This is a genomic window from Pseudomonas borbori, from assembly GCF_900115555.1.
Taxonomy (GTDB): Bacteria; Pseudomonadota; Gammaproteobacteria; order Pseudomonadales; family Pseudomonadaceae; genus Aquipseudomonas; species Aquipseudomonas borbori.
In genome coordinates this window covers 12,366-34,176 of the sequence record NZ_FOWX01000032.1, presented here as the reverse complement: position 1 = coordinate 34,176, position 21,811 = coordinate 12,366, and the positions used below count along the sequence as shown (strand labels likewise).

The following is a 21,811-nucleotide window of genomic DNA, read 5'->3' as shown; positions in this document are numbered from 1 at the left end:
CATGTTCGACAGTCAATTATTCACCTGGCTGCACCTGTTGGTCGGCTGGTTGCTGCAGCCGGTGACCCTCGGCCTGTTCGGCCTGCTGACGCTGGCGGTATGGGATTGCGGGGTGGCGGTGGGCGAGCGTTTTGGCGGCCTGACGCGCTGGCAGCGCTTGCCGCTGGCGGAAATCGAGCGGCGCGCGCGCAAGCGCCTGGAGCGCGCCGACCTGATCGCCCGGATCGGCCCGATGCTAGGCCTGATGGGCACGCTGATCCCGCTCGGCCCAGGGCTGGCGGCCCTCGGCGAGGGCAATGTGCAGATTCTCAGCGTGGCCATGCGGGTGGCCTTCGACACCACGGTGTTCGGCCTGCTCGCCGGGGTGCTCGGCTTCGGCCTCGGCCGCCTGCGCCGGCGCTGGTACGACGAACTGCTGGACCGACGCGAGGCCGCAACGGCCGGGGAGCAGGCCGATGAGCCAGCGCTGGCGCTCTAGTCGTTTCGCCGAGGGCGACGACGATCCGCTCGGGCCGCTGGCCAACCTGGTCGACGTGGTGCTGGTGTTCGCCTGCGGCCTGATCGCCGCCCTGGTGGCCCAGACCGATCTGCTGCAGCGGCTCGAGGCGCAGCGCCAGCCGCAGCAGGTGGAGCGCGGGCGGGAACTGCCGAGCCTGCCGGACAGCCTCCAGGGCCGGGACGGCAGCGGACTGGAGAGCGTCGGCCAGGTCTACCGCGACCCGCAGACCGGCAAGCTGATCCTGATCGGTCAGTGAGCGACCGATTGCCGCAGCAGTCGCGGCCTGAACGCTTGGCGTCGCTCGGCGCATAGACGTTGCCGGCGCGAATCTCTAGACTCGCGCCTCTTGCTTCAGGTGACCGCCGGCCATGGCCGGCGGTGAAACTGGGAAGTCGGTGCGTTGCGCGTGTTTACGCCAACCATTCCGACGCTGCCCCCGCAACGGTAGACGAGTCAAGCCAGCGCTTTTTTAACCACTGTGTTGCTGCATGGGAAGGTGCGTTTGGTGGTGTTCCCTGTATTCGGAACGCCGCTCGTGAGTCCGGAGACCGGCCTGTCGCAGTCCACGGCATCGCGGAGGGCGTTGTCTGGCGTGTGGCTGCGCCGTTGTGCAGTGCATCCGTCGCTGGTTCTCCGCGTGTCTTTTTCAGCCAGGATCGCCCGGGTGGGGCGGCGGAGCTACGACGCGATGAGCAACTCCCTGTACAAGCCGGCAGCCCTGCTGCTGTTCGCTATTCCCTGTATTCCTCTGAGCCAGGCGGCCGAACACACCCGGCTCGACGACCAGCTGGTGACCGCCACCCGTACCGCGCAGACCGCGCAGCAGAGCCTGGCCGCGGTGACGGTGTTCGACCGCGCGCAGATCGAGCAGAGCCAGGCCAGCTCAGTGCCCGAGCTGCTGAAGAAGGTGCCGGGGGTGTCCCTGGCCAATAACGGCGGCCCGGGCAAGAACACCTCGCTGTTCATGCGCGGCAGCGAGTCCGACCACGTGCTGGTGCTGATCGACGGGATCAAGGCCGGCTCGGTGACCTCGGGCGGCGCGGCCTTGCAGGATCTGCCGCTGGAGCTGATCGAGCGGATCGAGGTGGTACGCGGGCCGCGCTCCAGCCTGTACGGCTCGGAAGCCATCGGCGGGGTGATCCAGATCTTCACCCGCAAGGGCGCAGGCGCAGGCAGCAAGTCGTTCTTCTCCGCCGGCTACGGCACCCACGACAGCTACAGCGGTAGCGCCGGGGTCGCCGGCGGCGACGGCCAGGGCTGGTACAGCCTGGGCCTGAGCGGCCTCGACAGCGACGGCATCAACGTGAAGTCGGCGGCCAGCAGCGGCTACGAGGACGACGCCGACGGCTACCGCAACCTGTCCGCCGCGCTCAGCGCCGGCTATCGCTTCGACAACGGTCTGGAGCTGGACGCCAACCTGCTGCAGGCCAAGTCGCACAACGACTTTGACCAGGTCAACCGCAAGCGCAGCGCGGGCTTTCGTGCCAACGCCGATGGCGAAACCCGGGTGCTCGGCAGCCGCGCCCGCTTCGCTCCGCTCGACCCCTGGCAGGTGACCCTGCAAGTCGGGCGCAGCGAGGACAAGTCCGATGCCTATCAGGACGGCGCCTTCTATTCGCGCTTCGACAGCCGCCGCGACAGCGTCAGCTGGCAGAACGACCTGACCCTGGCCCCCGGCCACACCCTGAGCCTGGGCGCCGACCACCAGCACGACGAGGTCAACGGCAGCACCGCCTACGCCGAGGACTCGCGCGACAACAACGGCGCCTTCGCCCAGTACCTCGGCGAAGTGGGCCGCCACGACTGGCAGCTGTCGCTGCGCCGCGACGACAATCAGCAGTTCGGCCGCCACGACACCGGCAACATCGGCTACGGCTATGCCCTCACCGACTGGCTGCGCGCGACCCTCAGCTACGGCAGCGCGTTCAAGGCGCCCACCTTCAACGAGCTGTACTACCCCGGTTACGGCAATCCGGAGCTGGATGCGGAAACCTCAAAGAGCCTGGAAGCCGGCCTGGCCGGCCAGCATGCCTGGGGCCGTTGGTCGGTCAACGTCTTCCGCACCCGCGTCGACGACCTGATCGCCTACGACGCCAGCATCCAGGCGCCGGCCAACGTCGAGCAGGCGCGCATTCGCGGCGTGGAACTGCTGCTCGCCAGCCAGGTGCTCGGCTGGGACTGGAACGCCAACTACACGCTGATGGAGCCGGAGAATCGCTCCTCCGGGGCCAACGACGGCAACGAACTGGCGCGCCGCGCCAAGCAGTTGTTCAACCTGGATCTGGATCGTCGCCTCGGCGCGTTCAGCCTCGGCGCCAGCCTGCACGCCGAAGGCCAACGTTTCGACGACCTGGCCAATCAGAAGGAGATGTCCGGCTTCGCCACCCTCGACCTGCGCGGCGAATACCGCATCGACCCCGAGTGGCGCCTGCAGGCCCGCGTCGCCAACCTGCTGGATGCCGACTACGAGACCGCCCAGGGCTTCAACCAGCCCGGCCAGGCGGCCTACCTGACCGTGCGCTACCAGGCGCTCTGAGCTTGGAGACCGATGGCGGCAGCCGTCACCGCCTGGTCGAGCGTTATACGACCCGCATAACTCTGGCAGCCTGGCGCCCGACATCGGCCAGGCGGCCATTTTCTACCGCGGCGCCGGCACCCGGCCGGGCGCGCAACGGCAACTGGAGGTGAAGTGATGACCGAATCGAGCGAACGCGACGCGCGGCACAAGGCGCGCATGGCGCGCAAGAAGGCGCTGATCGACGAGAAAATCGCCCAGGCTCAGGACGAATACGGCCTGCTGCTGGTGCACACGGGCAACGGCAAGGGCAAGAGCAGCAGCGCCTTCGGCATGGTCGCCCGCGCCCTCGGCCACGGCATGAAGGTCGGCGTGGTGCAATTCATCAAGGGTGCGGCCAGCACCGGCGAGGAGAACTTTTTCCGCCGTTTCCCCGAGGAGGTCAGCTACCACGTGATGGGTGAGGGCTTCACCTGGGAAACCCAGGATCGCCAGCGCGACATCGAAAAAGCCCAGCAGGCCTGGGTGGTGGCGCGCCAGTTGCTGAATGACCCGGGCATCGGCCTGGTGGTGCTGGATGAGCTGAATATCGCCCTGAAATTGGGCTATCTGGAGCTGGACGCGGTGCTCGCCGACATCGAGGCGCGGCCGCTGCTGCAACATGTGGTAGTGACCGGCCGCGGCGCCTTGCCGGGGCTGATCGAGGCGGCGGATACCGTCACCGAGATGAACCTGGTCAAGCATGCGTTCAAGGCCGGGGTAAAGGCGCAGCAAGGGGTGGAGTTCTGATGGGCGGTGCCTTGTTTTTATGTGGGAGCGGACTTGTCCGCGAATCGCTTTTCGCGGGCAAGCCCGCTCCCACAGACGGCGTGGTGCCGGCATGAACGCCACCCGCCACTGCCCGGCGCTGCTGATCGCCGCGCCGGCCTCGGGCCAGGGCAAGACCACGGTCACCGCCGCCCTGGCGCGCCTGCATGCGCGCCAGGGCAAGCGCGTGCGGGTGTTCAAGTGCGGGCCGGACTTCCTCGACCCGATGATCCTCGCCCGCGCCAGCGGCGCGCCTGTGTACCAGCTGGACCTGTGGATGGTCGGCGAGGCCGAAAGCCGCCGGCTGTTGTGGCAGGCGGCCGGCGAGGCCGACCTGATTCTGATCGAAGGGGTGATGGGGCTGTTCGATGGCACGCCCTCGGCTGCCGACCTGGCGCGCCATTTCGGTGTGCCGGTGCTGGCGGTGATCGATGCCGCGGCCATGGCCCAGACCTTCGCCGCCCTGGCCCATGGCCTGGCGACCTTCCAGCCCGACCTGCCGTTTTCCGGGGTGCTCGGCAACCGGGTCGGCAGCGCCCGGCATGGCGAGATTCTGCGCGACGCCTTGCCCGCATCGATGCGCTGGTACGGCGCCTTGCCGCGCAGCGCCGCGGTGGAGCTGCCCAGCCGCCACCTGGGCCTGGTCCAGGCCGAGGAGTTGGCCGACCTGGACGCGCGTCTGGAGGCCGCCGCCGATGCCCTGGCCGCCAGCGCCGATGTCAGCCTGCCGCCGCCGGTGGCCTTCGCCGCGCCGGCGCCGCGCCCGCTCGAACCGTGGCTGGCCGGCGTGCATATCGGCGTGGCCCATGACAGCGCCTTCGCCTTCCTCTATCAGGCCAACCTCGACCTGCTGCGCGAACTGGGCGCCGAGCTGCGCTTCTTCTCGCCGCTGGCCGACAGCCAGTTGCCCGAGGTCGACAGCCTCTACCTGCCCGGCGGCTACCCCGAGCTGCACCTGGCCCGGCTCGAGGCCAATCAGGCCATGGCCCAGGCGATCCGCGCGCATCACGCCGCCGGCAAGCCGATCCATGCCGAGTGTGGCGGCATGCTCTACCTGCTCGAGCGGCTGACCGACCAGGCCGGCGTCAGCGGCCAGATGCTCGGCCTGTTGCCGGGCGAGGCGACCCTGCAGCCACGCCTCACCGCCCTGGCCCTGCAGGAGGTCGAGCTGCCGGAGGGGCGCCTGCGCGGCCACACCTTCCACCATTCGGCGTTGACCAGCGCGCTGGAACCCATCGCCCGTGGCGAGTGCCCGAACTACCAGCGCAGCGCCGAGGCGGTCTATCGCATCGGCCGGCTGACCGCGTCCTATATCCACTTCTATCTGGCCTCCGACCCGCTGGCGGCGGCGCAGTTGTTTCTCCCGGGTGAGCGCCCATGAACCCGCACGCCTTCAGCCCCGAGGAACGTGCGGCGGTCTATCGCGCCATTGCCGAGCGCCGCGACATGCGCCACTTCTGTGGCGGCGAGGTGGCCCCCGAGCTGCTGCTGCGCCTGCTCGAGGCGGCGCATCAGGCGCCCAGCGTCGGTTTGATGCAGCCCTGGCGCTTTATCCGCATCAGTCGCCCGGCACTGCGCGAGGCGATCCATGGCCTGGTGGAAGAGGAGCGGCTGCGCACCGCCGCGGCCCTGGGCGAGCGCTCCAGCGAATTCATGCGGCTCAAGGTCGAGGGCATCCGCGACTGCGCCGAGCTGCTGGTGGTGGCCCTGATGGACGGCCGCGAGGCCCATGTGTTCGGCCGGCGCACCCTGCCGGAGATGGACCTGGCGTCCATGGCCTGCGCGATCCAGAACCTCTGGCTGGCCGCCCGCGCCGAAGGCCTGGGGCTCGGCTGGGTGTCGCTGTTCGAGCCGCAGGCGTTGGCCGAACTGCTCTCCATGCCAACCGGCAGCAAGCCGCTGGCGGTGCTCTGCCTGGGGCCGGTGACCGAGTTCTACCCGGCGCCGATGCTGGTGCAGCAGGGCTGGATCGAACCACGGCCATTGAGCGAACTGCTGTTTCAGGATCAGTGGGGCACCCATGCGCAGTGAATTCGGCGAGGTTCGGCCATGAGTCTGGTTTTCAGTGCAGTGGCCGGCGTGGTCCTGGACGGGCTGCTCGGCGAGCCCAAACGCTGGCATCCGCTGGTGGCCTTCGGTCGCCTGGCCGAGCGCATCGAGCGGCGTAGCAACGCCGGCGGCCGCGCCTGGCGCAGCCATGGCCTCAGCGCCTGGTGCCTGGCGGTGCTGCCGCTGACCCTGTTGGTTGGCGTGCTGGCGCAGCTACCGCTGATCGGTTGGGCGGTGGAGATCCTCGCCCTGTATGTCGCCCTCGGCCTCAAGAGCCTCGGCCAGCACGCCCTGCCGGTGGCCCAGGCCCTGCGCCTGGGCGATCTGCCGCTGGCGCGCGCGCGGGTCGGCTATCTGGTCAGCCGCAACAGCGCCGCGCTGGATGCCACCGGCGTCGCCCGCGCCGGTACCGAATCGGTGCTGGAAAACGGCTCGGATGCGGTCTTCGCCGCGCTGTTCTGGTTCCTCGTCGCCGGCGCGCCGGGGGTGGTGCTGTATCGCCTGAGCAATACCCTGGATGCCATGTGGGGCTACCGCAACGAGCGCTTCGAGCGCTTCGGCTGGGCCGCGGCGAAGATCGACGATGGGCTCAACTACCTGCCAGCCCGCCTGGTCGCGCTGAGCTATGCGCTGCTCGGCAAGACGGCCCTGGCCCTGCGTTGCTGGCGGCAACAGGCGCCGCAGTGGGACAGCCCCAACGCCGGCCCGGTGATGGCCGCCGGCGCCGGCGCCCTGGGCGTCAGCCTGGGCGGGGCGGCCGAGTACCACGGCGAACTGCATCAGCGCCCGCAACTGGGCGAAGGCCCGCCGCCCCGGGCGCGCGACATCGAGCGGGCGCTCAATCTGGTCTACGCCGGGGCGCTGTTGTGGCTGGCGCTGCTGCTGTCATGGGAGCTTTATCGTGCTTGAACATGGCGGCCGCCTGCGCGCGGCGGCGTTGCGCTTCGGTATCCCTCTGGCCGACTGGCTGGACCTGTCCACCGGCCTGGCACCCTACGGCTGGCCGTTGCCGGATATTCCGCCGGCGGCCTGGGCGCGTTTGCCCGAGCAGGACGACGGTCTGGAGAGCGCCGCCCGCGACTACTACGGGGTCACCGGCCTGCTGCCGCTGGCCGGCTCCCAGGCGGCGATCCAGGCCCTGCCGCGGCTGCGCCGCAACGCCCGGGTCGGCCTGCTCACGCCGGCCTATGCCGAGCACGCCGCGGCCTGGGCGCGCGAGGGCCACCATCTGCTGACGATCGGCGAGGCGGACATCGAGCGCGAGCTGGAGCGCCTCGACGTGTTGCTGCTGGTCAACCCGAACAACCCGACCGGCCGCTGTTTCGCCCCCGAGCAACTGCTCGCCTGGCACGCGCGACTGGCCGCGCGCGGCGGCTGGCTGGTGGTCGACGAGGCCTTCATCGACTGCACCCCGCAGTACAGCCTGGCGGCCTACAGCGAGCGGCCGGGGCTGATCGTGTTGCGTTCGTTCGGCAAGTTCTTCGGTCTGGCCGGCATCCGTCTGGGCTTCGCCCTGGCCCAGCCGGAGCTGCTCGAGCAGTTGGCCGAGCTGCTCGGACCCTGGACGGTCAGCGGGCCGAGCCGGGTGGTGGCCACGGCGCTGCTGCGCGACCGGCTCGGCCAGCAGGCGCAGCGCCAGCGCCTGCTGGCCGACGGCGAGCGTCTCGGCGAACTGTTGCGCCAGCACGGTCTGCCGCCGAGCGGCGGCTGCGCCCTGTTCCACTGGATCGCCTGCGAGCGGGCGGCCGGGTTGCATGACTTTCTCGCCGGCCACGGCATTCTCACCCGCCTGTTCGCCAGCCTGCCCAGCCTGCGTTTCGGTCTGCCCGCCGACGAGCCGGGCTGGTTGCGCCTGCGCCAGGCCCTACAACTATTCAACAAGGAGCCCGCATGACCACTTTGATGGTGCAAGGCACCACCTCCGACGCCGGCAAGAGTACCCTGGTGACTGCGCTGTGCCGCTGGCTCAGGCGCCAGGGCATCGGTGTGGTGCCGTTCAAGCCGCAGAACATGGCGCTCAACAGCGCCGTGACCCTGGATGGTGGCGAGATCGGCCGGGCCCAGGCGGTGCAGGCCCAGGCCGCCGGGCTGGCGCCGCACACGGACATGAACCCGGTGCTGCTCAAGCCCAACAGCGACATCGGTGCCCAGGTGATCATCCACGGCCGCGCCCTGAGCAACATGGATGCGGCGGCCTACCACGACTACAAGAAGGTGGCGCTGGATGCGGTGCTGCAGTCGCACCAGCGTCTGTCGGCGGCCTATCCGGTGGTGATGGTCGAGGGCGCCGGCTCGCCGGCGGAGATCAACCTGCGCGCCGGCGATATCGCCAACATGGGCTTCGCCGAGGCGGTCGACTGCCCGGTGATCCTGATCGCCGACATCGACAAGGGCGGCGTATTCGCCCACCTGGTTGGCACCCTGGCGCTGCTCTCCGCGAGCGAGCAGGCGCGCATCCAGGGTTTCGTGATCAACCGCTTTCGCGGCGACATCGGCCTGTTGCAACCGGGCCTGGACTGGCTGGAAGAGCGCACCGGCAAGCCGGTGCTCGGCGTATTGCCGTACCTGATGGACTTCCACCTGGAGGCCGAGGACGCCATCGACACCCGGCAGACCGCCAAGGCGGCCGAGACGCTCAGGGTAGTGGTGCCGGTGCTGCCGCGCATCAGCAACCACACCGACTTCGATCCGCTGCGCCTGCACCCGCAGGTCGAGCTGATTTTCGTCGGCCCCGGGCAGCCGCTTCCGGCCGCCGACCTGATCATCCTGCCCGGCTCGAAGAGCGTGTGCGCCGATCTTGAATTTCTCCGCGAGCAGGGTTGGGAGGCGGCGCTGCACAAGCACCTGCGCTATGGCGGCAAGCTGCTGGGTATCTGCGGCGGCTTGCAGATGCTCGGCCAGCGGATCGACGACCCCCATGGTCTGGAAGGCCCGGCCGGTAGCAGCGAAGGCCTGGGTCTGCTCGATTTCGTCACAGTGCTGGAGCCGCAGAAGCAACTGCGCAACGTCAGCGGCCGTCTGTGTCTGGAGAACGCGCCGGTGTCCGGTTACGAGATCCACGCCGGGGTCAGCGGCGGTGCGGGTCTGGAGGCCGCCGCCGTGCAGCTGGATGACGGCCGCTGCGACGGCGCCCTCAGCGCCGACGGCCAGGTGCTCGGCACCTACCTGCATGGCCTGTTCGAGTCCAGCCAAGCCTGCAGCGCGTTGCTGCGCTGGGCCGGGCTGCGCGAGGTGCAGACGGTGGACTACCAGGCCCTGCGCGAACGCGACATCGAGCGCCTGGCCGACCTGGTCGAGGCGCATCTGGATACCGCGCGGCTGCGCCAGCTATGCGGGCTGGCGTAGGCCGCGCGCACCAATGGACATGCGAATGGTGCGCACGGCGCACCCTACGGGAGAAACAATGCTTGAACTGATCCTCGGCGGCGCCCGTTCCGGCAAGAGCCGCCTGGCCGAAAAGCTGGCGCTTGAGTCCGGCCTGGCGGTCAGCTACATCGCCACCAGCCAGGCGCTGGACGACGAGATGAGCGCGCGCATCGAGCAGCACCGCCAGCGCCGCCCGGCGCATTGGGCGCTGCTGGAAGAGCCGCTGGAACTGGCCCGGGTGCTGCGCGAACAGGCGGCGCCGGACAGGTGCCTGCTGGTCGACTGCCTGACCCTGTGGCTGAGCAACCTGCTGCTGCAGGACGACCAGGCGCGCCTGGAGCGCGAGTGCGCTGCGCTGCTGGCCTGTCTGGCCGGGCTGCCGGGACGGATCATCCTGGTCAGCAACGAGACCGGCCTGGGCGTGGTGCCGCTGGGCGAGCTGAGCCGACGTTACGTCGACCAGGCCGGCTGGCTGCACCAGGCCCTGGCCGAACGCTGCCAGCGGGTGATCTTCACCCTGGCTGGCTTACCCATGCTGTTGAAGGGAGCACCCTTATGAGCGATGCACGCTGGTGGCAGGAACCCTGCCGTCAACCCGACGCGGCCAGCGAGGCCGCCGCCCGCGCCCGCCAGGCGCAGCTGACCAAACCGGCCGGCGCACTCGGCCAGCTGGAGGAACTGGCGATCCGCCTGGCCAGCCTGCAGGGCCGCGAATGCCCGTGGATCGACCGCCCGCGCCTGTGCCTGTTCGCCGGCGACCACGGCGTGGTCGAGGAAAACATCTCGCTGTTCCCGCAGTCGGTCACCGCGCAGATGCTGCACACCTTCGTCGCCGGCGGCGCGGCCATCAGCGTGCTGGCCAGGGTGCAGGGCCTGCCGTTCGAGCTGGTCGACCTGGGCACGGTCGACCTCAGCCTCAATCTGCCGGGGGTGCGCCACCTGCGCATTGCCCCCGGCACCGCCAATTTCAGCCGCACCGCGGCGATGACCGCCGAGCAATGCCAGGCCGCCCTGCAGGCCGGTCGCGAGGTGCTGCAGCGTGCCAGCCGGCGCGGCTGCGACCTGTTTCTCGCCGGCGAGATGGGCATCGGCAACACCACCGCCGCCAGCGCCCTGGCCTGCGCCTTGAGCGGCCTGCCGCCGGCCCGCCTGGTCGGCCGCGGCACCGGCCTGGATCACGCCGGGGTGGCGCGCAAGCAGGCCGTGCTGGAGCGCAGCCTGGCGCTGCATGGCGCGGCGCTGGACGATCCCTTCGAGGCGTTGCGCCGGGTCGGCGGGCTGGAGCTGGCGGCACTCACCGGCAGCTACCTGGCCTGCGCCCAGTTGGGCATTCCGGCGCTGGTCGATGGCTTCATCTGCAGCGCCGCGGCGCTCTGTGCGGTGCACCTGAACCCCGCCTGCCGGCCCTGGTTGCTGTTCGCCCATGCCAGCGCCGAGAGCGGCCATGCCGCCTTGCTCGAGCTGTTGCAGGCCACGCCGCTGATCGGCCTGGGCCTGCGCCTGGGCGAGGGCAGTGGCGCGGCGCTGGCGCTGCCGCTGGTGCGCCTGGCCTGCGAGCTGCACGGCGGCATGGCGACCTTCGCCGAGGCGCAGGTCGAGGAAGGCCGCGGATGAGCGTGCAACTGGACCTGCTGCGCCATGGCATGACCGAACGCGGCGGCGGCCTGCGCGGCAGCCTGGACGACGAGCTGACGGCCGAGGGCTGGGCGCAGATGCGCGCCGCGGTGGCGCTGGGCGGACCCTGGCAGGCGCTGGTCAGTTCGCCGCTGCGCCGCTGCGCCGCCTTCGCCGAAGAACTGGCGGCCCGCCTGGGTCTGCCGCTGCAGCTGGAGGCGGATCTGCGCGAGTTGCATTTCGGCACCTGGGAGGGCCGCAGCACGGCCGAGCTGATGCATGACCAGGCCGCCGAGCTGGGCCGCTTCTGGGCCGATCCCTATGCCTTCACCCCGCCGGACGGCGAGCCGATGCAGTGTTTCGAGGCGCGCATCGATGCCGCCCTGCAGCGCCTGCGACAGAACCATGACGGCCGCCGCGTACTGCTGATCGGCCACGGCGGAGTGATCCGCCTGCTGCTGGCGCGCGCCCGCGGCTTGCAGCGCAACCAACTGCTGGCGGTGGAGGTCGCGCATGCCTCGCTGCACGGCCTCAACCTCGGCGCCGTACCCGCCGCGCTGCACGAGCGCGCCCTGAACGGGAAAAACTGAGCCATGTCCGCCCTGCAACCGCTGTGGATCGCCCTGCAGTTTCTCACCCGCATCCCGATCCGCCTGGCGGGCGTGCCGACGGCCGAGCAGCAGGGCCGCTCGCTGCTCTACTATCCGCTGGTCGGCCTGCTGCTCGGCGGCCTGCTGTGGCTGTTGCAGCACTGGTTGGCCGGTGCCGCGCCGCTGCTCCAGGCGGCGCTGCTGCTGAGCGCCTGGGTGGCGTTGAGCGGCGCGCTGCACCTGGACGGCCTGGCCGACAGCGCCGACGCCTGGGTCGGCGGGATGGGCGACCGCGAGCGCACCCTGGCGCTGATGAAGGACCCCTGCTGCGGGCCGATGGGGGTGGTGGCGCTGCTGCTGGTGCTGCTGCTCAAGTGCACGGCGCTGCTGGCGCTGCTCGAGGATGGAGCGCTGGCGCCGCTGTTGCTGGCGCCCCTGCTGGGGCGCAGCGCCGTGCTGGCGCTGTTCATCGGCACGCCCTACGTGCGTCCGGGGGGCATCGCCCAGCTACTGGCCACGCACCTGCCGCGGCCGGCGGCCAAGGCGGTGCTGTTGGCGGTGGCGGCCGGTTGCCTGCTGTTGTTCGGCAGCACCGGCCTGCTGGCGTTGCTGCTGGCCGGGGTGACCCTGTTCGGCGTGCGCCATGCGCTGATGCGCCGGCTGCAGGGCACCACCGGCGATACCGCGGGCGCCCTGCAGGAACTGGTGGAGTGCGTGGTGCTGGTCGGGTTGGCGCTGTGAGGCGTGCGCCGCGTCAGCGCGGCGCGATCCTTGTCAGCGCGGCACCAGCGCCGGCAGCAGGGTGCGCGAAATCGCCTCACGCACGGTCGGCAGCAGGGTGGCGCTGCCGCCCAGCAGCTGCTCGACCAATCGGCGCAGGGCCAGCGCCCGCTCCGGACTGAGGCCGCTCACCGCCTGTTCGCAGGCCTGCTCGGCGCTGGCGCCGGGCGGGATGGGGAAACCCAGGGCAACCAGGCGCTCGCGGAAGTCTTCCTGGTCGATCAGATCGGCATGCATCATTGTCGTATCCTCTATTTATGGCGCCGCGACTAGCGCAGCACACCTTCCTCGACCAATAACTTAAAGATGGCCTCGGCGCCAGCCTGCGCCGAGACATCCTTGAGCACCTGGCCGCCACCGCCGGACGCCTTGGCGGTGGCCGCCTTCATGCGTTCGGCACCGGTCTTGGCCTTGATCACCTTGAGCCGTTTCGGTCGCGGCCGCGCCGCCTGCAACTGGGCTTCGGCGAGCAGGCTGTCGTCGACGATGGCCACCTCGCTAGCCTGCAACTGGCCACGCCGGGCCGGGCCGAACGCGCTCTGGCGGGCGGCCGGTGCGGCGTTGTCGACGCTGGCGATAAACGGCAGGCGCACCTTGAGCCGGCGCCGCTGGCCGCGGGGCAGGGCTTGCAGCACCTGGGCCTGGCCTTTCTCGATCTTCTCCACCTCAGCCAGACCGACCACCAGGGGCCAGCCGAGCTGCTCGGCGAGGAGAAAAGGCAGCATGCCCGAGCCTTCGCCGGTTTCCGCCTGGCTGCCGGTGAGCACCAGCTGGGCGCCGGCATGGCGCAGATAATCCGCGAGTACCGGCAGGGCATCGGCGCCAGGCGGCTGTTCGAGCACCGCCATCTCGCCCAGGCCCATGCCCAGGTAGGCGCGCAGCGTCTCTTCCCGCGGGTCGCCGGCGTGCAGCAGTTGTAGCCGCTCGCCGGCCAGGCGCAGGCCCAGTTCGACCGCACGCGCGTCCTGCTCGGCGCGCCGCGCGCGGCCGGAGGTCGGATGAGCGCCGACCGAGACCAGGGTGATGATGTTCAGATCAGTCATGGTTCACCCGTAGCCCGGATCTAATCCGGGAATCGGTGTTGAGGAGCCCGGAGTGCATCCGGGGTACAGGAGTCTCAAGCCGCATCGCGTTCTCCCGCCTGGCGGTAGGCTGCGACCCGCTCGATCAGCGCGGCGAGGATCGCCGCCGAATCGCCGATCACCGAGAGATCGGCGCGTTTGATCATGTCGCAGCCGGGATCCATGTTCACCGCCACCACCTTGTCGCAGGCACCGATGCCCTGCAGGTGCTGGATCGCCCCGGAGATGCCGACCGCCATATAGACCCGCGCGGTGACCCAGGTGCCGGTGGCGCCGACCTGACGGTTGCGCGGCATGAAGCCGTCGTCCACCGCCACCCGCGATGCGCCTTCGGTGGCGCCGAGGGCGACGGCGGCGCGATGGAACAGGGTCCAGTCCTTGACCCCGTTGCCGCCGGAGAGGATGAATTCGGCCTCGGCCATGGGGATCAGCGCCGGGTCGACGGCCACGGCGCCGAGGTCCTCGATGCGCGGCAGGTTGCGCGCGATCTTGCCCTGCAGTTCCAGCGGACGCACTTCATGGCGGCTGTCGCTAACCGGCTCGGCGCACTCGACGGCGGCCAGGATCAGCCGTGGTGCGCGGCGCACCAGGTCTTCGCGGCCGGCCCCGGCGCGGCCGATGCACTGGCCCTCGGCGACCTGCCAGACCCGCGTGGCCGGGCGCTCGCCGAGTTTGGCGGCCAGTCGGCGACCGAGTTCGCCGCCGCCGGTGCGGCTGTCCGGCAGCAGCCAGTGGCGCGGTGCCAGTTGGCTTTCCACGGCGCCGAGGGCCAGTATCCGCTGTTCGGGGGCGTAGCCATCGAACAGCTCGCCGTCGAGGTGCAGCAAGCGGTCGACGCCGGCCGTGTCGAAGGCGTTTTCCTTGTACTCGCCGAACACCACCGCGACCACCGCGCCGTCGCTGCCGGCCAGCTTGTTGGCCAGGCCGAGCAGGTCCTTGTCGTGGGCGCTCAGGCGGCCGCCGATCATGTCCGGCACCACGGCGATATAAAAGGCCGGTTGCTCGATCACATGCAGCGGCAGTTGCACCACGGCACTGGCGGTTGTGCGCTTGCCGCTGCCGCCCTGCTGGGCGCCGCTGCGGTCGATGCGCTTGATCCCGTTGGGGCCGATGAAGCCGACCGCGTGGGGGTTCTTGCGGACGATGCCGTTAGGCCCCATCCAGCTGGTCTCAGCCTTCTGCATGGCCGCGTGCAGCGGGTGCAGGCGGTTGCGGGCGATCCATTCGGCCCGCGGGTCACGGCGGATGATGTCGCTCATCAGTGCACCTCCAGGGCTTCAGGCTTGGCCGGCACGGGCTTTTTTGCCGGTGCGGGCGCCTCGAGCAATACGTCTGCCACCAGTTCGGCGATGTCCTTGATCTGTGGCCGTGGTTCGACCACACCTTCGAGCATCGCGGTGCACTGCGGGCAGCCCACGGCGACCAGTTCGGCACCGGTCTGCTGGATGTCGACCATGCGCATGTCGGGAATTCGCTGCTTGCCGGGAATGTCGGTGATCGGCGCGCCGCCACCACCGCCGCAGCAGCGCGAACGGAAGCCGGAACGCTCCATCTCCTTGACCTCGATGCCAATGGCCTTGAGCACCGCGCGCGGGGCTTCATATTCACCGTTGTAGCGGCCCAGGTAGCAGGGGTCGTGGTAGGTGACGCTGCCGCCCTTGTGTTGACCGAGATTGAGTTTCTCGGCGCCGATCAGCTCGTCCATATAGGTGCTGTGGTGCAGCACCTGATAGTGGCCGCCCAGTTCGCCGTACTCGTTCTTGAGTACGTGGAAGCTGTGCGGGTCGCAGCTGACGATCTTGTTGAAGCGGTACTGGCTCATGCTGGCGATGTTGCGCTTGGCCAGGGCCTGGAAGGTCGCCTCGTCGCCCAGGCGTCGGGCCACGTCGCCGCTGTCACGTTCTTCCAGGCCGAGTACGGCAAAGTCGACATTGGCCGCTTTCAGCACCTTGACGAAGGCGCGCAGGGTGCGCTGGTTGCGCATGTCGAAGGCGCCGTCGCCAACCCAGAACAACACGTCGACCGACTTCTTCTCGCTCATCAATGGCAGGTCGAGATCCGCCGCCCAGTTCAAACGGCCGCCGGGAGCAAACCCGCCAGGGTTGTCGGTGGCGATCAGGTTGTCCAGCACTTCGGCGCCCTTGTTCGGTGTGGCGCCTTTTTCCAGGGTCAGGTGACGGCGCATGTCGACGATGGCGTCGACGTGCTCGATCATCATCGGGCATTCCTCGACGCAGGCGCGGCAGGTGGTGCAGGACCACAGGGTCTCGGCATCGACCAGGGCCTTGCCGCCCAGGTTGACGATCGGCAGATGCGGACCGCCGCTGTGTTCGCCGATGGCTTTGCCAGGGTAGGGACTGCCGGCGAACTTGGCATCGCTACCGCCGGCCAGGCCGACCACCATGTCCTGGATCAGCTTCTTCGGATTCAGCGGCTGGCCGGCGGCGAAGGCCGGGCAGGCCGCCTCGCACTTGCCGCACTGCACGCAGGCGTCGAAGCCGAGCAACTGGTTCCAGGTGAAATCCGTGGGCTTCTCCACACCCAGCGGCGCCTGACGGTCGTCCAGGTCGAGCGCCTTGAGACCGGTCGAGCGACCGCCACCGAAGCGCTCGCTGCGGCGGTGCCAGGCCAGGTGCAGGGCGCCGGCGAAGGCGTGCTTCATCGGCCCGCCCCAGGTCATGCCGAAGAACAGCTCGGACACGCCCCAGGCCACGCCGACGGCGAGCACCGCGGCAAGCATCCAGCCGCCGAAGTCGGCCGGCAGGACGCCGGCCACCGGCAGGGTGGCAATAAAGAAGCTTACCGAGAACATCAGCAGGCTCTTCGGCAGGCGATTCCACGGGCCTTTCGACAGCCGCGCCGGCGGGTTGCGCCGGCGCTTGGCGACGAACAGCGCACCGACGAACATCAGCACACAGGCGCCCAGCAGGGCGAAGCCGAGGATCCGGTTGTGCAGGCCGAAGCCGTGCACGACTATCGCCAGCAATGCAGCCAGGACGAAGCCGCCGGCAGTGGCCACGTGGGTCCTGGACATGTACTTGTCGCGCTCGACCACATGGTGCAGATCGACCAGGTAACGGCGCGGCATGGCCAGCAGGCCACCGAGCCAATCGACCTTGGCCGGTCGTCCGCGGCGCCACATCAGGAAACGCTTGCCCGCGCCGAGCACGGCCAGGCCAAGTGCGGCGAACAGCAGGATGGGGAGTAGGGTGTTTAACATTCGTTGGTCTCCTTAGGGGGACCTAAAGGCGGTACGGTCAGCTCCCTCTCCCTCCGGGAGAGGGCTGGGGTGAGGGGAATGTCCGGCGACTGGCAATCCAGTTGCGCCAACCATCCCTCACCCCCGGCCCCTCTCCCGCAGGGAGAGGGGAGGCAAGCTTAAAAGTCCTTGCACAGACGCAGGGCGTCGTAGATCGCGGCATGGGTGTTGCGCTGGGCCACGCAGTCGCCGATGCGGAACAGCAGGTAGCCGTCGCCGGCTTCACTGAGGCAAGGCTGCGGCTTGATCGCGAACAGCGCTTCGACGTCGACCTGGCCCTTGTTGCGCGAACCTTCCTTGAGTGCGTAGTACAGCGTTTCGTCCGGGCGTACGCCGTTCTCCACCACCACCTGGTCGACCACCCGCTCTTCCAGGGCGCCGGTGTATTCGTTCTCCAGCACCGCCACCAGCTTGTCGCCCTCGCGATAGACCTTTTCCAGCATCATGTCGCTGGTCATGATCACGCCCTTCGGGTACATGCTGCGGTAGGCCGTGGGGAACGAGGTGCCGCCCATGCCGACACCCGGCTTGATGTCGTCGGTGACGATCTCGACCTGACTGCCCTTGTCGGCGATGAAGTCGGCGACCGACATGCCGGTGAATTCGCAGATGGTGTCGTACACCAGCACGTTCTTGCCCGGTGCGACCTTGCCGTCGAGCACATCCCAGCTGCTCACCACCAGGCCTTCGGCCGCGCCCCAGTGCTCGTTCTGCTCGAGGAACGGATGACCGCCGTTGGCCAGCACCACGATATCCGGACGCAGGTCCATGATGCTCGCGGGATCTGCACCGGTGCCCAGACGCAGGTCGATTTTCAGTCGCGCCAGTTCCAGCTGGTACCAGCGGGTGATGCCGGCGATCTGGTCACGTTGTGGCGCCTTGGCGGCGGTGGTGATCTGCCCGCCAAGCTGGTCCTTCTTCTCGAACAGGGTGACGTCGTGGCCACGTTCGGCGGCGACGCGCGCCGCCTCCATGCCGGCCGGTCCGCCGCCAACCACCACTACCTTGCGCTTGACGCCGGTGGTCTTCTCGATGATGTGCGGCAAGCCCATGTATTCACGCGAGGTTGCGGCGTTCTGGATGCACAGCACGTCCAGGCCCTGGTACTGGCGGTCGATGCAGTAGTTGGCACCGACGCACTGCTTGATCTGGTCGACCTGGCCCATCTTGACCTTGGCGATCAGGTGCGGGTCGGCGATGAAGGCGCGGGTCATGCCGACCATGTCGACGTAGCCGCCCTCGAGAATACGCGTGGCCTGGTTCGGGTCCTTGATGTTCTGCGCGTGCAGCACCGGTACCTTGACCACTTCCTTGATGCCGGCCGCCAGATGCAGGAAGGGCTCAGGCGGGAAGCTCATGTTGGGGATGACGTTGGCCAGGGTGTTGTGGGTATCGGCGCCAGAACCGACCACGCCGATGAAATCGAGCAGGCCGGTGTCGTCGTAGTACTTGGCGATCTGCTTCATGTCCTCGTGGGACAAGCCGTCCGGGTGGAACTCGTCGCCGGAGATACGCAGGCCCACGCAGAAGTCGTCACCGACCTCCTTGCGCACGGCCTTGAGCACTTCCAGGCCGAACTTCATGCGACCCTCGAAGGTGCCGCCCCATTCGTCGGTACGCTTGTTGACCCGTGGCGACCAGAACTGGTCGATCATGTGCTGGTGCACGGCCGACAGCTCGACGCCGTCCAGACCACCGGCTTTGGCCCGGGCCGCCGCCTTGGCGAAGTCGCCGATGATGCGCCACATTTCTTCCGGCTCGATGGTCTTGCAGGTGGCGCGGTGTACCGGTTCGCGGATGCCGGACGGCGACATCAGGGTCGGCCAGTCGAAGCCATCCCAGCGCGAGCGACGACCCATGTGGGTAATCTGGATCATGATCTTGGCGCCATGCTTGTGCATGGCATCGGCCAGGTTCTGGAAGTGCGGGATGATGCGGTCGGTGGACAGGTTCACCGAGCTCCACCAGCCATGCGGGCTGTCGATGGAGACCACCGAGGAGCCGCCGCAGATGGCCAGGCCGACGCCGCCCTTGGCCTTCTCTTCGTAGTACTTGACGTAACGCTCGGTGGTCATGCCGCCGTCGGTAGCCATGACCTCGGCGTGCGCGGTGGACACGATACGGTTACGGATGGTCAGTTTGCCGATCTGGATCGGCTGGAACATTGCTTCAAAGGCCATGACTCGTTCCTCGACTTAGAGCGGCTTGACGACGAAAAGACCATGGTCGTGGCCTTCTTGCGAAGCGCCATAGACCTGTTCGGCACGGGTGCGGATGCTGCTGCCCTGGGCCTGGAGGATCTGGTCCATGGCGCCGGCGAACCAGCCGGTGAACATGTAGTCCACCGCACGCCCGCACTTGCCGTAGACGTAGACGAAGGCGGAATGCTCCAGGCGTACCTCGCAGGTGCCCTTGTCGAGGTCGATCGACAGCGTCTTGAACAGGCCCCAGCCGCGTTGCGACAGGCGCTTCATGTAGTGCTCGAACACCGCCACGCCGGACAGGCCGTGGCATTCGGCTTCCTTCTCGCACCAGTGCCAGGCGGACTTGTAACCGGCCTTGTAGAGGATCTCGGCATAGGCGTCGGCGCCCAGCACTTCCTCGATGCCGATATGGTTGTTGACGAAGAAATGCCGCGGTACGTAGAGCATCGGCAGGGCGTCGGTGGTCCAGACGCCGGTTTCGTCGTCGACCTGGATGGGCATTTCGGGGGCGTGGGTGGTCATCTGTTCGGTACTCCGGAATTCGTGTTTTGCGTTTGGCCGGGCGGCGCCCGGCTGGATGAAAAAGTTGCCATGAATGCCTGTGGAGCCGTAGCGAGCGCGCCGAGAGCAAGGAGACCCGCAACGACAAGCGAGAGCAGTACGCATGTACGGCGAGCTTGTCGCGAGGACGCGACGCGGCTATCGGTGTGCGCAGTAGGCTCCGCAGGTATTCATCATTCGCCCCAGACGTCCTTCAGGACCCTTACCCAGTTCTCGCCCATCACCTTGCGCACCACGCGCTCGGGCATGCCGCGCTTGAGCAGGGTCTCGGTCAGGTTGGGGAATTCGCCGACGGTGCGGATGCCCAGCGGGTTGACGATCTTGCCGAAGCTGGTCAGGCGGCGGGCGTAGCCCTTGTCGTGGGTCAGGTATTCGAAGAAGTCCTGGCCGTGGCCCTGGGTGAAGTCGGTGCCGATGCCGATGGCGTCTTCACCGACCAGGTTCATCACGTACTCGATGGCCTCGGCGTAGTCGTCGATGGTCGAGTCTATGCCCTTGGCCAGGAAGGGCGCGAACATGGTCACGCCGACGAAGCCGCCGTGGTCGGCGATGAACTTCAGTTCCTCGTCGGACTTGTTGCGCGGGTGCTCCTTGAGGCCCGACGGCAGGCAGTGCGAGTAGCACACCGGCTTCTGCGATTCGAGGATGACTTCCTCGCTGGTCTTGCTGCCGACGTGGGACAGGTCGCACATGATGCCGACCCGGTTCATCTCGGCGACGATCTCGCGGCCGAAGCCGGACAGGCCGCCATCGCGCTCGTAGCAGCCGGTGCCGACCAAGTTCTGGGTGTTGTAGCACATCTGCACGATGCCTACGCCGAGCTGCTTGAACACCTCGACGTAGCCGATCTGGTCCTCGAACGCGTGGGCGTTCTGGAAGCCGAAGAGGATGCCGGTCTTGCCCAGCTCCTTGGCCTTGCGGATGTCGGCGGTGGTGCGCACCGGCATTACCAGGTCGCTGTTGTCGCGGATCAGCTTCTGGCTGGCGGCGATGTTGTTAACCGTGGCCTGGAAGCCTTCCCACACCGAGACGGTGCAGTTGGCCGCGGTCAGGCCGCCCTTGCGCATGTCCTCGAACAGTTCGCGGTTCCACTTGGCGATGATCAGGCCGTCGATGACGATGCTGTCGGCGTGTACTTCTGCTGGGCTCATCAGGCTGTCCCCTTTGTCTGCTGTCGCCAATCCCGATGCTGGCGCTTTGTGGGGAGCATATCCCTGGGGGGCAGGACACCCCGGTGCAAAAACGACCGGGGTATTGCCGAAAGCGTCAAGAGCAGGTCGCGAACGGATAAGCCGTCGGCTGGGCGAGGCTAGCCAGGCGCCGCAGGTGAGGGCTTTTGTGGGAGAGCGGGGGCGCCTAGCCTTCAGCCGCGGCTGAAGCCCCTCCCACTCAGGCTGTGGCGGCCGGATGCTCGTGGCGGTCCTGGCTGGGGCAGCTGGCGAAGCGGGCGCGGTAGCAGCGCGAGAAATACGAGGAGGACTCGAAGCCGCAGGCCAGGCCGACTTCCAGCACGCTCATGTCGGTCTGGCGCAGCAGCTGGCGCGCCTTGTCCAGGCGCAGGCCCAGGTAGAAGTTCGACGGGGTCTCGCCCAGGTGCTGGCGGAACAGGCGTTCCAGCTGGCGCGGGGTGACGCTGATCAGCTCGGCCAGTCGCCGGGAGCCGAGCGGCTGCTCGCTGTGGCGCTGCATCTCGCCGATCACCTGCACCAGCTTCTTGTTGTGCACGTCGTAGCGGCTGGCGATCTGCATGCGCTGATGGTCCTGGCGCGAGCGGATGCGGCCGAGGACGAACTGCTCGGACACCGCCAGCGCCAGTTCCTCGCCGTGATCGCGGCCGATCAGGGTCAGCATCAGGTCGAGACTGGCGGTGCCGCCGGCGCTGGTGATGCGCTTGCCGTCGATCTCGAACAGTTCCTGGGTCACCGCCAGACGCGGGTAGCGCTCCCGGAAGGCCTCGATGGCTTCCCAGTGCAGGGTCAGGCGCTGCTGGCCGAACAGCCCCGCTTCGGCGAGGACGAAGCTGCCGGTGTCGATGCCGCCGAGGGTCGCGCCTTCACGTTCGGCCTGGTGCAGGCAGTGCCCCAGGCGGTGATCGAAGAGGGCCAGCGGCTCGAAGCCGGCGACCACGAACAGGCTGCTGCCGGCGCCCGGCGACTCCAGTGCGGCGTCGACGTTCAGCGACATGCCGTTGCTCGCCGCCACTGCGGCGCCATCCAGGCTGAGCAAACGCCAGCGGTACAGCTCGGCGCGAAAGCGGTTGGCCACGCGCAACGGCTCGATGGCCGCCATCAGGCCCATCATGGAGAAGCCGGGCAGCAGGAGAAAGCACAAAATCTGGGGCATGCAGGTCATTCCGCCGGTGCAGTGGTGGCCGGTAGCCCGGATGCAATCCGGGGCGGTGGGTTCCCGGATTGCATCCGGACTACGGTGCTGCAGCGCCTTACTACAAGGCAGGACGGGCGCCGGTGCAAGCCAACTGGTCGCT

General features: G+C 68.5%; 21 protein-coding genes and 1 riboswitch. Of the genes, 13 read left to right on the top strand and 8 right to left on the bottom strand.

Going from position 1 to position 21,811, the window contains the following annotated elements:
• Position 1: 1 nt before the first annotated feature.
• From BM315_RS19615 to BM315_RS19555, 13 genes are all read left to right on the top strand, one after another.
• Positions 2-478 (top strand): MotA/TolQ/ExbB proton channel family protein, encoded by a 477-nt coding sequence (locus BM315_RS19615; RefSeq protein WP_090504507.1) that lies wholly within the window; start codon positions 2-4, stop codon positions 476-478.
• Positions 456-755 carry a DUF2149 domain-containing protein gene (locus tag BM315_RS19610; RefSeq protein WP_090504504.1) on the top strand — a complete coding sequence of 100 codons (300 nt, stop codon included), beginning with the start codon at positions 456-458 and terminating at the stop codon, positions 753-755. The genes BM315_RS19615 and BM315_RS19610 overlap by 23 nt, the downstream gene beginning before the upstream one ends.
• 80 nt (positions 756-835) lie before the next feature.
• Positions 836-1,070, top strand: a riboswitch (cobalamin riboswitch).
• 117 nt (positions 1,071-1,187) lie between these two features.
• Entirely contained in the window at positions 1,188-3,035 is a 1,848-nt protein-coding gene (gene btuB, locus BM315_RS19605) for a TonB-dependent vitamin B12 receptor (protein ID WP_090504500.1), read from the top strand.
• Positions 3,036-3,191: 156 nt separating this feature from the next.
• The gene (gene cobO / locus BM315_RS19600; RefSeq protein WP_090504497.1) at positions 3,192-3,803 is read left to right on the top strand and encodes a cob(I)yrinic acid a,c-diamide adenosyltransferase; all 612 of its coding nucleotides are present in this window, start codon (positions 3,192-3,194) and stop codon (positions 3,801-3,803) included.
• A gap of 91 nt (positions 3,804-3,894) precedes the next feature.
• Positions 3,895-5,202 (top strand): cobyrinic acid a,c-diamide synthase CobB, encoded by a 1,308-nt coding sequence (locus tag BM315_RS19595; RefSeq protein ID WP_090504494.1) that lies wholly within the window; start codon positions 3,895-3,897, stop codon positions 5,200-5,202.
• Entirely contained in the window at positions 5,199-5,852 is a 654-nt protein-coding gene (bluB, locus tag BM315_RS19590; RefSeq protein WP_090504491.1) for a 5,6-dimethylbenzimidazole synthase, read from the top strand. Before BM315_RS19595 ends, bluB begins: the two co-directional genes overlap by 4 nt.
• An 18-nt stretch (positions 5,853-5,870) precedes the next feature.
• Complete coding sequence (cbiB, locus tag BM315_RS19585) at positions 5,871-6,779, top strand: adenosylcobinamide-phosphate synthase CbiB (protein ID WP_090504488.1); 909 nt, start codon at positions 5,871-5,873, stop codon at positions 6,777-6,779.
• A complete protein-coding gene (gene cobD, locus BM315_RS19580; RefSeq protein ID WP_090504485.1) occupies positions 6,772-7,764 on the top strand; it encodes a threonine-phosphate decarboxylase CobD in 993 nt (330 codons plus the stop codon). Before cbiB ends, cobD begins: the two co-directional genes overlap by 8 nt.
• On the top strand, positions 7,761-9,215 hold the full coding sequence (locus BM315_RS19575; protein ID WP_090504482.1) for a cobyric acid synthase: 1,455 nt from the start codon (positions 7,761-7,763) through the stop codon (positions 9,213-9,215). Before cobD ends, BM315_RS19575 begins: the two co-directional genes overlap by 4 nt.
• A gap of 58 nt (positions 9,216-9,273) precedes the next feature.
• Positions 9,274-9,795, top strand: a complete 522-nt coding sequence (cobU, locus tag BM315_RS19570; protein ID WP_090504479.1) for a bifunctional adenosylcobinamide kinase/adenosylcobinamide-phosphate guanylyltransferase — start codon at positions 9,274-9,276, stop codon at positions 9,793-9,795.
• Positions 9,792-10,850, top strand: a complete 1,059-nt coding sequence (gene cobT / locus BM315_RS19565; RefSeq protein ID WP_090504476.1) for a nicotinate-nucleotide--dimethylbenzimidazole phosphoribosyltransferase — start codon at positions 9,792-9,794, stop codon at positions 10,848-10,850. The genes cobU and cobT overlap by 4 nt, the downstream gene beginning before the upstream one ends.
• A complete protein-coding gene (gene cobC / locus BM315_RS19560; RefSeq protein ID WP_090504473.1) occupies positions 10,847-11,440 on the top strand; it encodes an alpha-ribazole phosphatase family protein in 594 nt (197 codons plus the stop codon). The genes cobT and cobC overlap by 4 nt, the downstream gene beginning before the upstream one ends.
• A gap of 12 nt (positions 11,441-11,452) precedes the next feature.
• On the top strand, positions 11,453-12,181 hold the full coding sequence (locus BM315_RS19555) for an adenosylcobinamide-GDP ribazoletransferase (protein WP_170862264.1): 729 nt from the start codon (positions 11,453-11,455) through the stop codon (positions 12,179-12,181).
• Positions 12,182-12,214: 33 nt separating this feature from the next.
• On the opposite strand, the gene BM315_RS19550 is transcribed toward BM315_RS19555, so the two are convergent.
• The 8 genes from BM315_RS19550 to BM315_RS19515 all read right to left on the bottom strand — a co-directional run bounded on the left by BM315_RS19550 (position 12,215) and on the right by BM315_RS19515 (position 21,669).
• On the bottom strand, positions 12,215-12,460 hold the full coding sequence (locus BM315_RS19550; RefSeq protein WP_090504465.1) for a hypothetical protein: 246 nt from the start codon (positions 12,458-12,460) through the stop codon (positions 12,215-12,217).
• A 29-nt stretch (positions 12,461-12,489) separates the two neighbouring features.
• Complete coding sequence (gene etfB, locus BM315_RS19545; protein WP_090504462.1) at positions 12,490-13,263, bottom strand: electron transfer flavoprotein subunit beta; 774 nt, start codon at positions 13,261-13,263, stop codon at positions 12,490-12,492.
• Between the two features lie 74 nt (positions 13,264-13,337).
• The gene (etfA, locus tag BM315_RS19540) at positions 13,338-14,561 is read right to left on the bottom strand and encodes an electron transfer flavoprotein subunit alpha (RefSeq protein ID WP_090504459.1); all 1,224 of its coding nucleotides are present in this window, start codon (positions 14,559-14,561) and stop codon (positions 13,338-13,340) included.
• Positions 14,561-16,522: a dimethylglycine demethylation protein DgcB gene (gene dgcB, locus BM315_RS19535; RefSeq protein ID WP_090504456.1), complete on the bottom strand. Its 1,962-nt coding sequence runs from the start codon at positions 16,520-16,522 to the stop codon at positions 14,561-14,563. Before dgcB ends, etfA begins: the two co-directional genes overlap by 1 nt.
• A gap of 158 nt (positions 16,523-16,680) precedes the next feature.
• Positions 16,681-18,741: a dimethylglycine demethylation protein DgcA gene (dgcA, locus tag BM315_RS19530; RefSeq protein WP_090504453.1), complete on the bottom strand. Its 2,061-nt coding sequence runs from the start codon at positions 18,739-18,741 to the stop codon at positions 16,681-16,683.
• Between the two features lie 15 nt (positions 18,742-18,756).
• A complete protein-coding gene (locus BM315_RS19525; protein ID WP_090504450.1) occupies positions 18,757-19,287 on the bottom strand; it encodes a 4-vinyl reductase in 531 nt (176 codons plus the stop codon).
• Between the two features lie 212 nt (positions 19,288-19,499).
• A complete protein-coding gene (locus BM315_RS19520; protein ID WP_090504447.1) occupies positions 19,500-20,477 on the bottom strand; it encodes a dipeptidase in 978 nt (325 codons plus the stop codon).
• Positions 20,478-20,715: 238 nt separating this feature from the next.
• Positions 20,716-21,669, bottom strand: a complete 954-nt coding sequence (locus tag BM315_RS19515; RefSeq protein WP_090504444.1) for a GlxA family transcriptional regulator — start codon at positions 21,667-21,669, stop codon at positions 20,716-20,718.
• Positions 21,670-21,811: the final 142 nt, after the last annotated feature.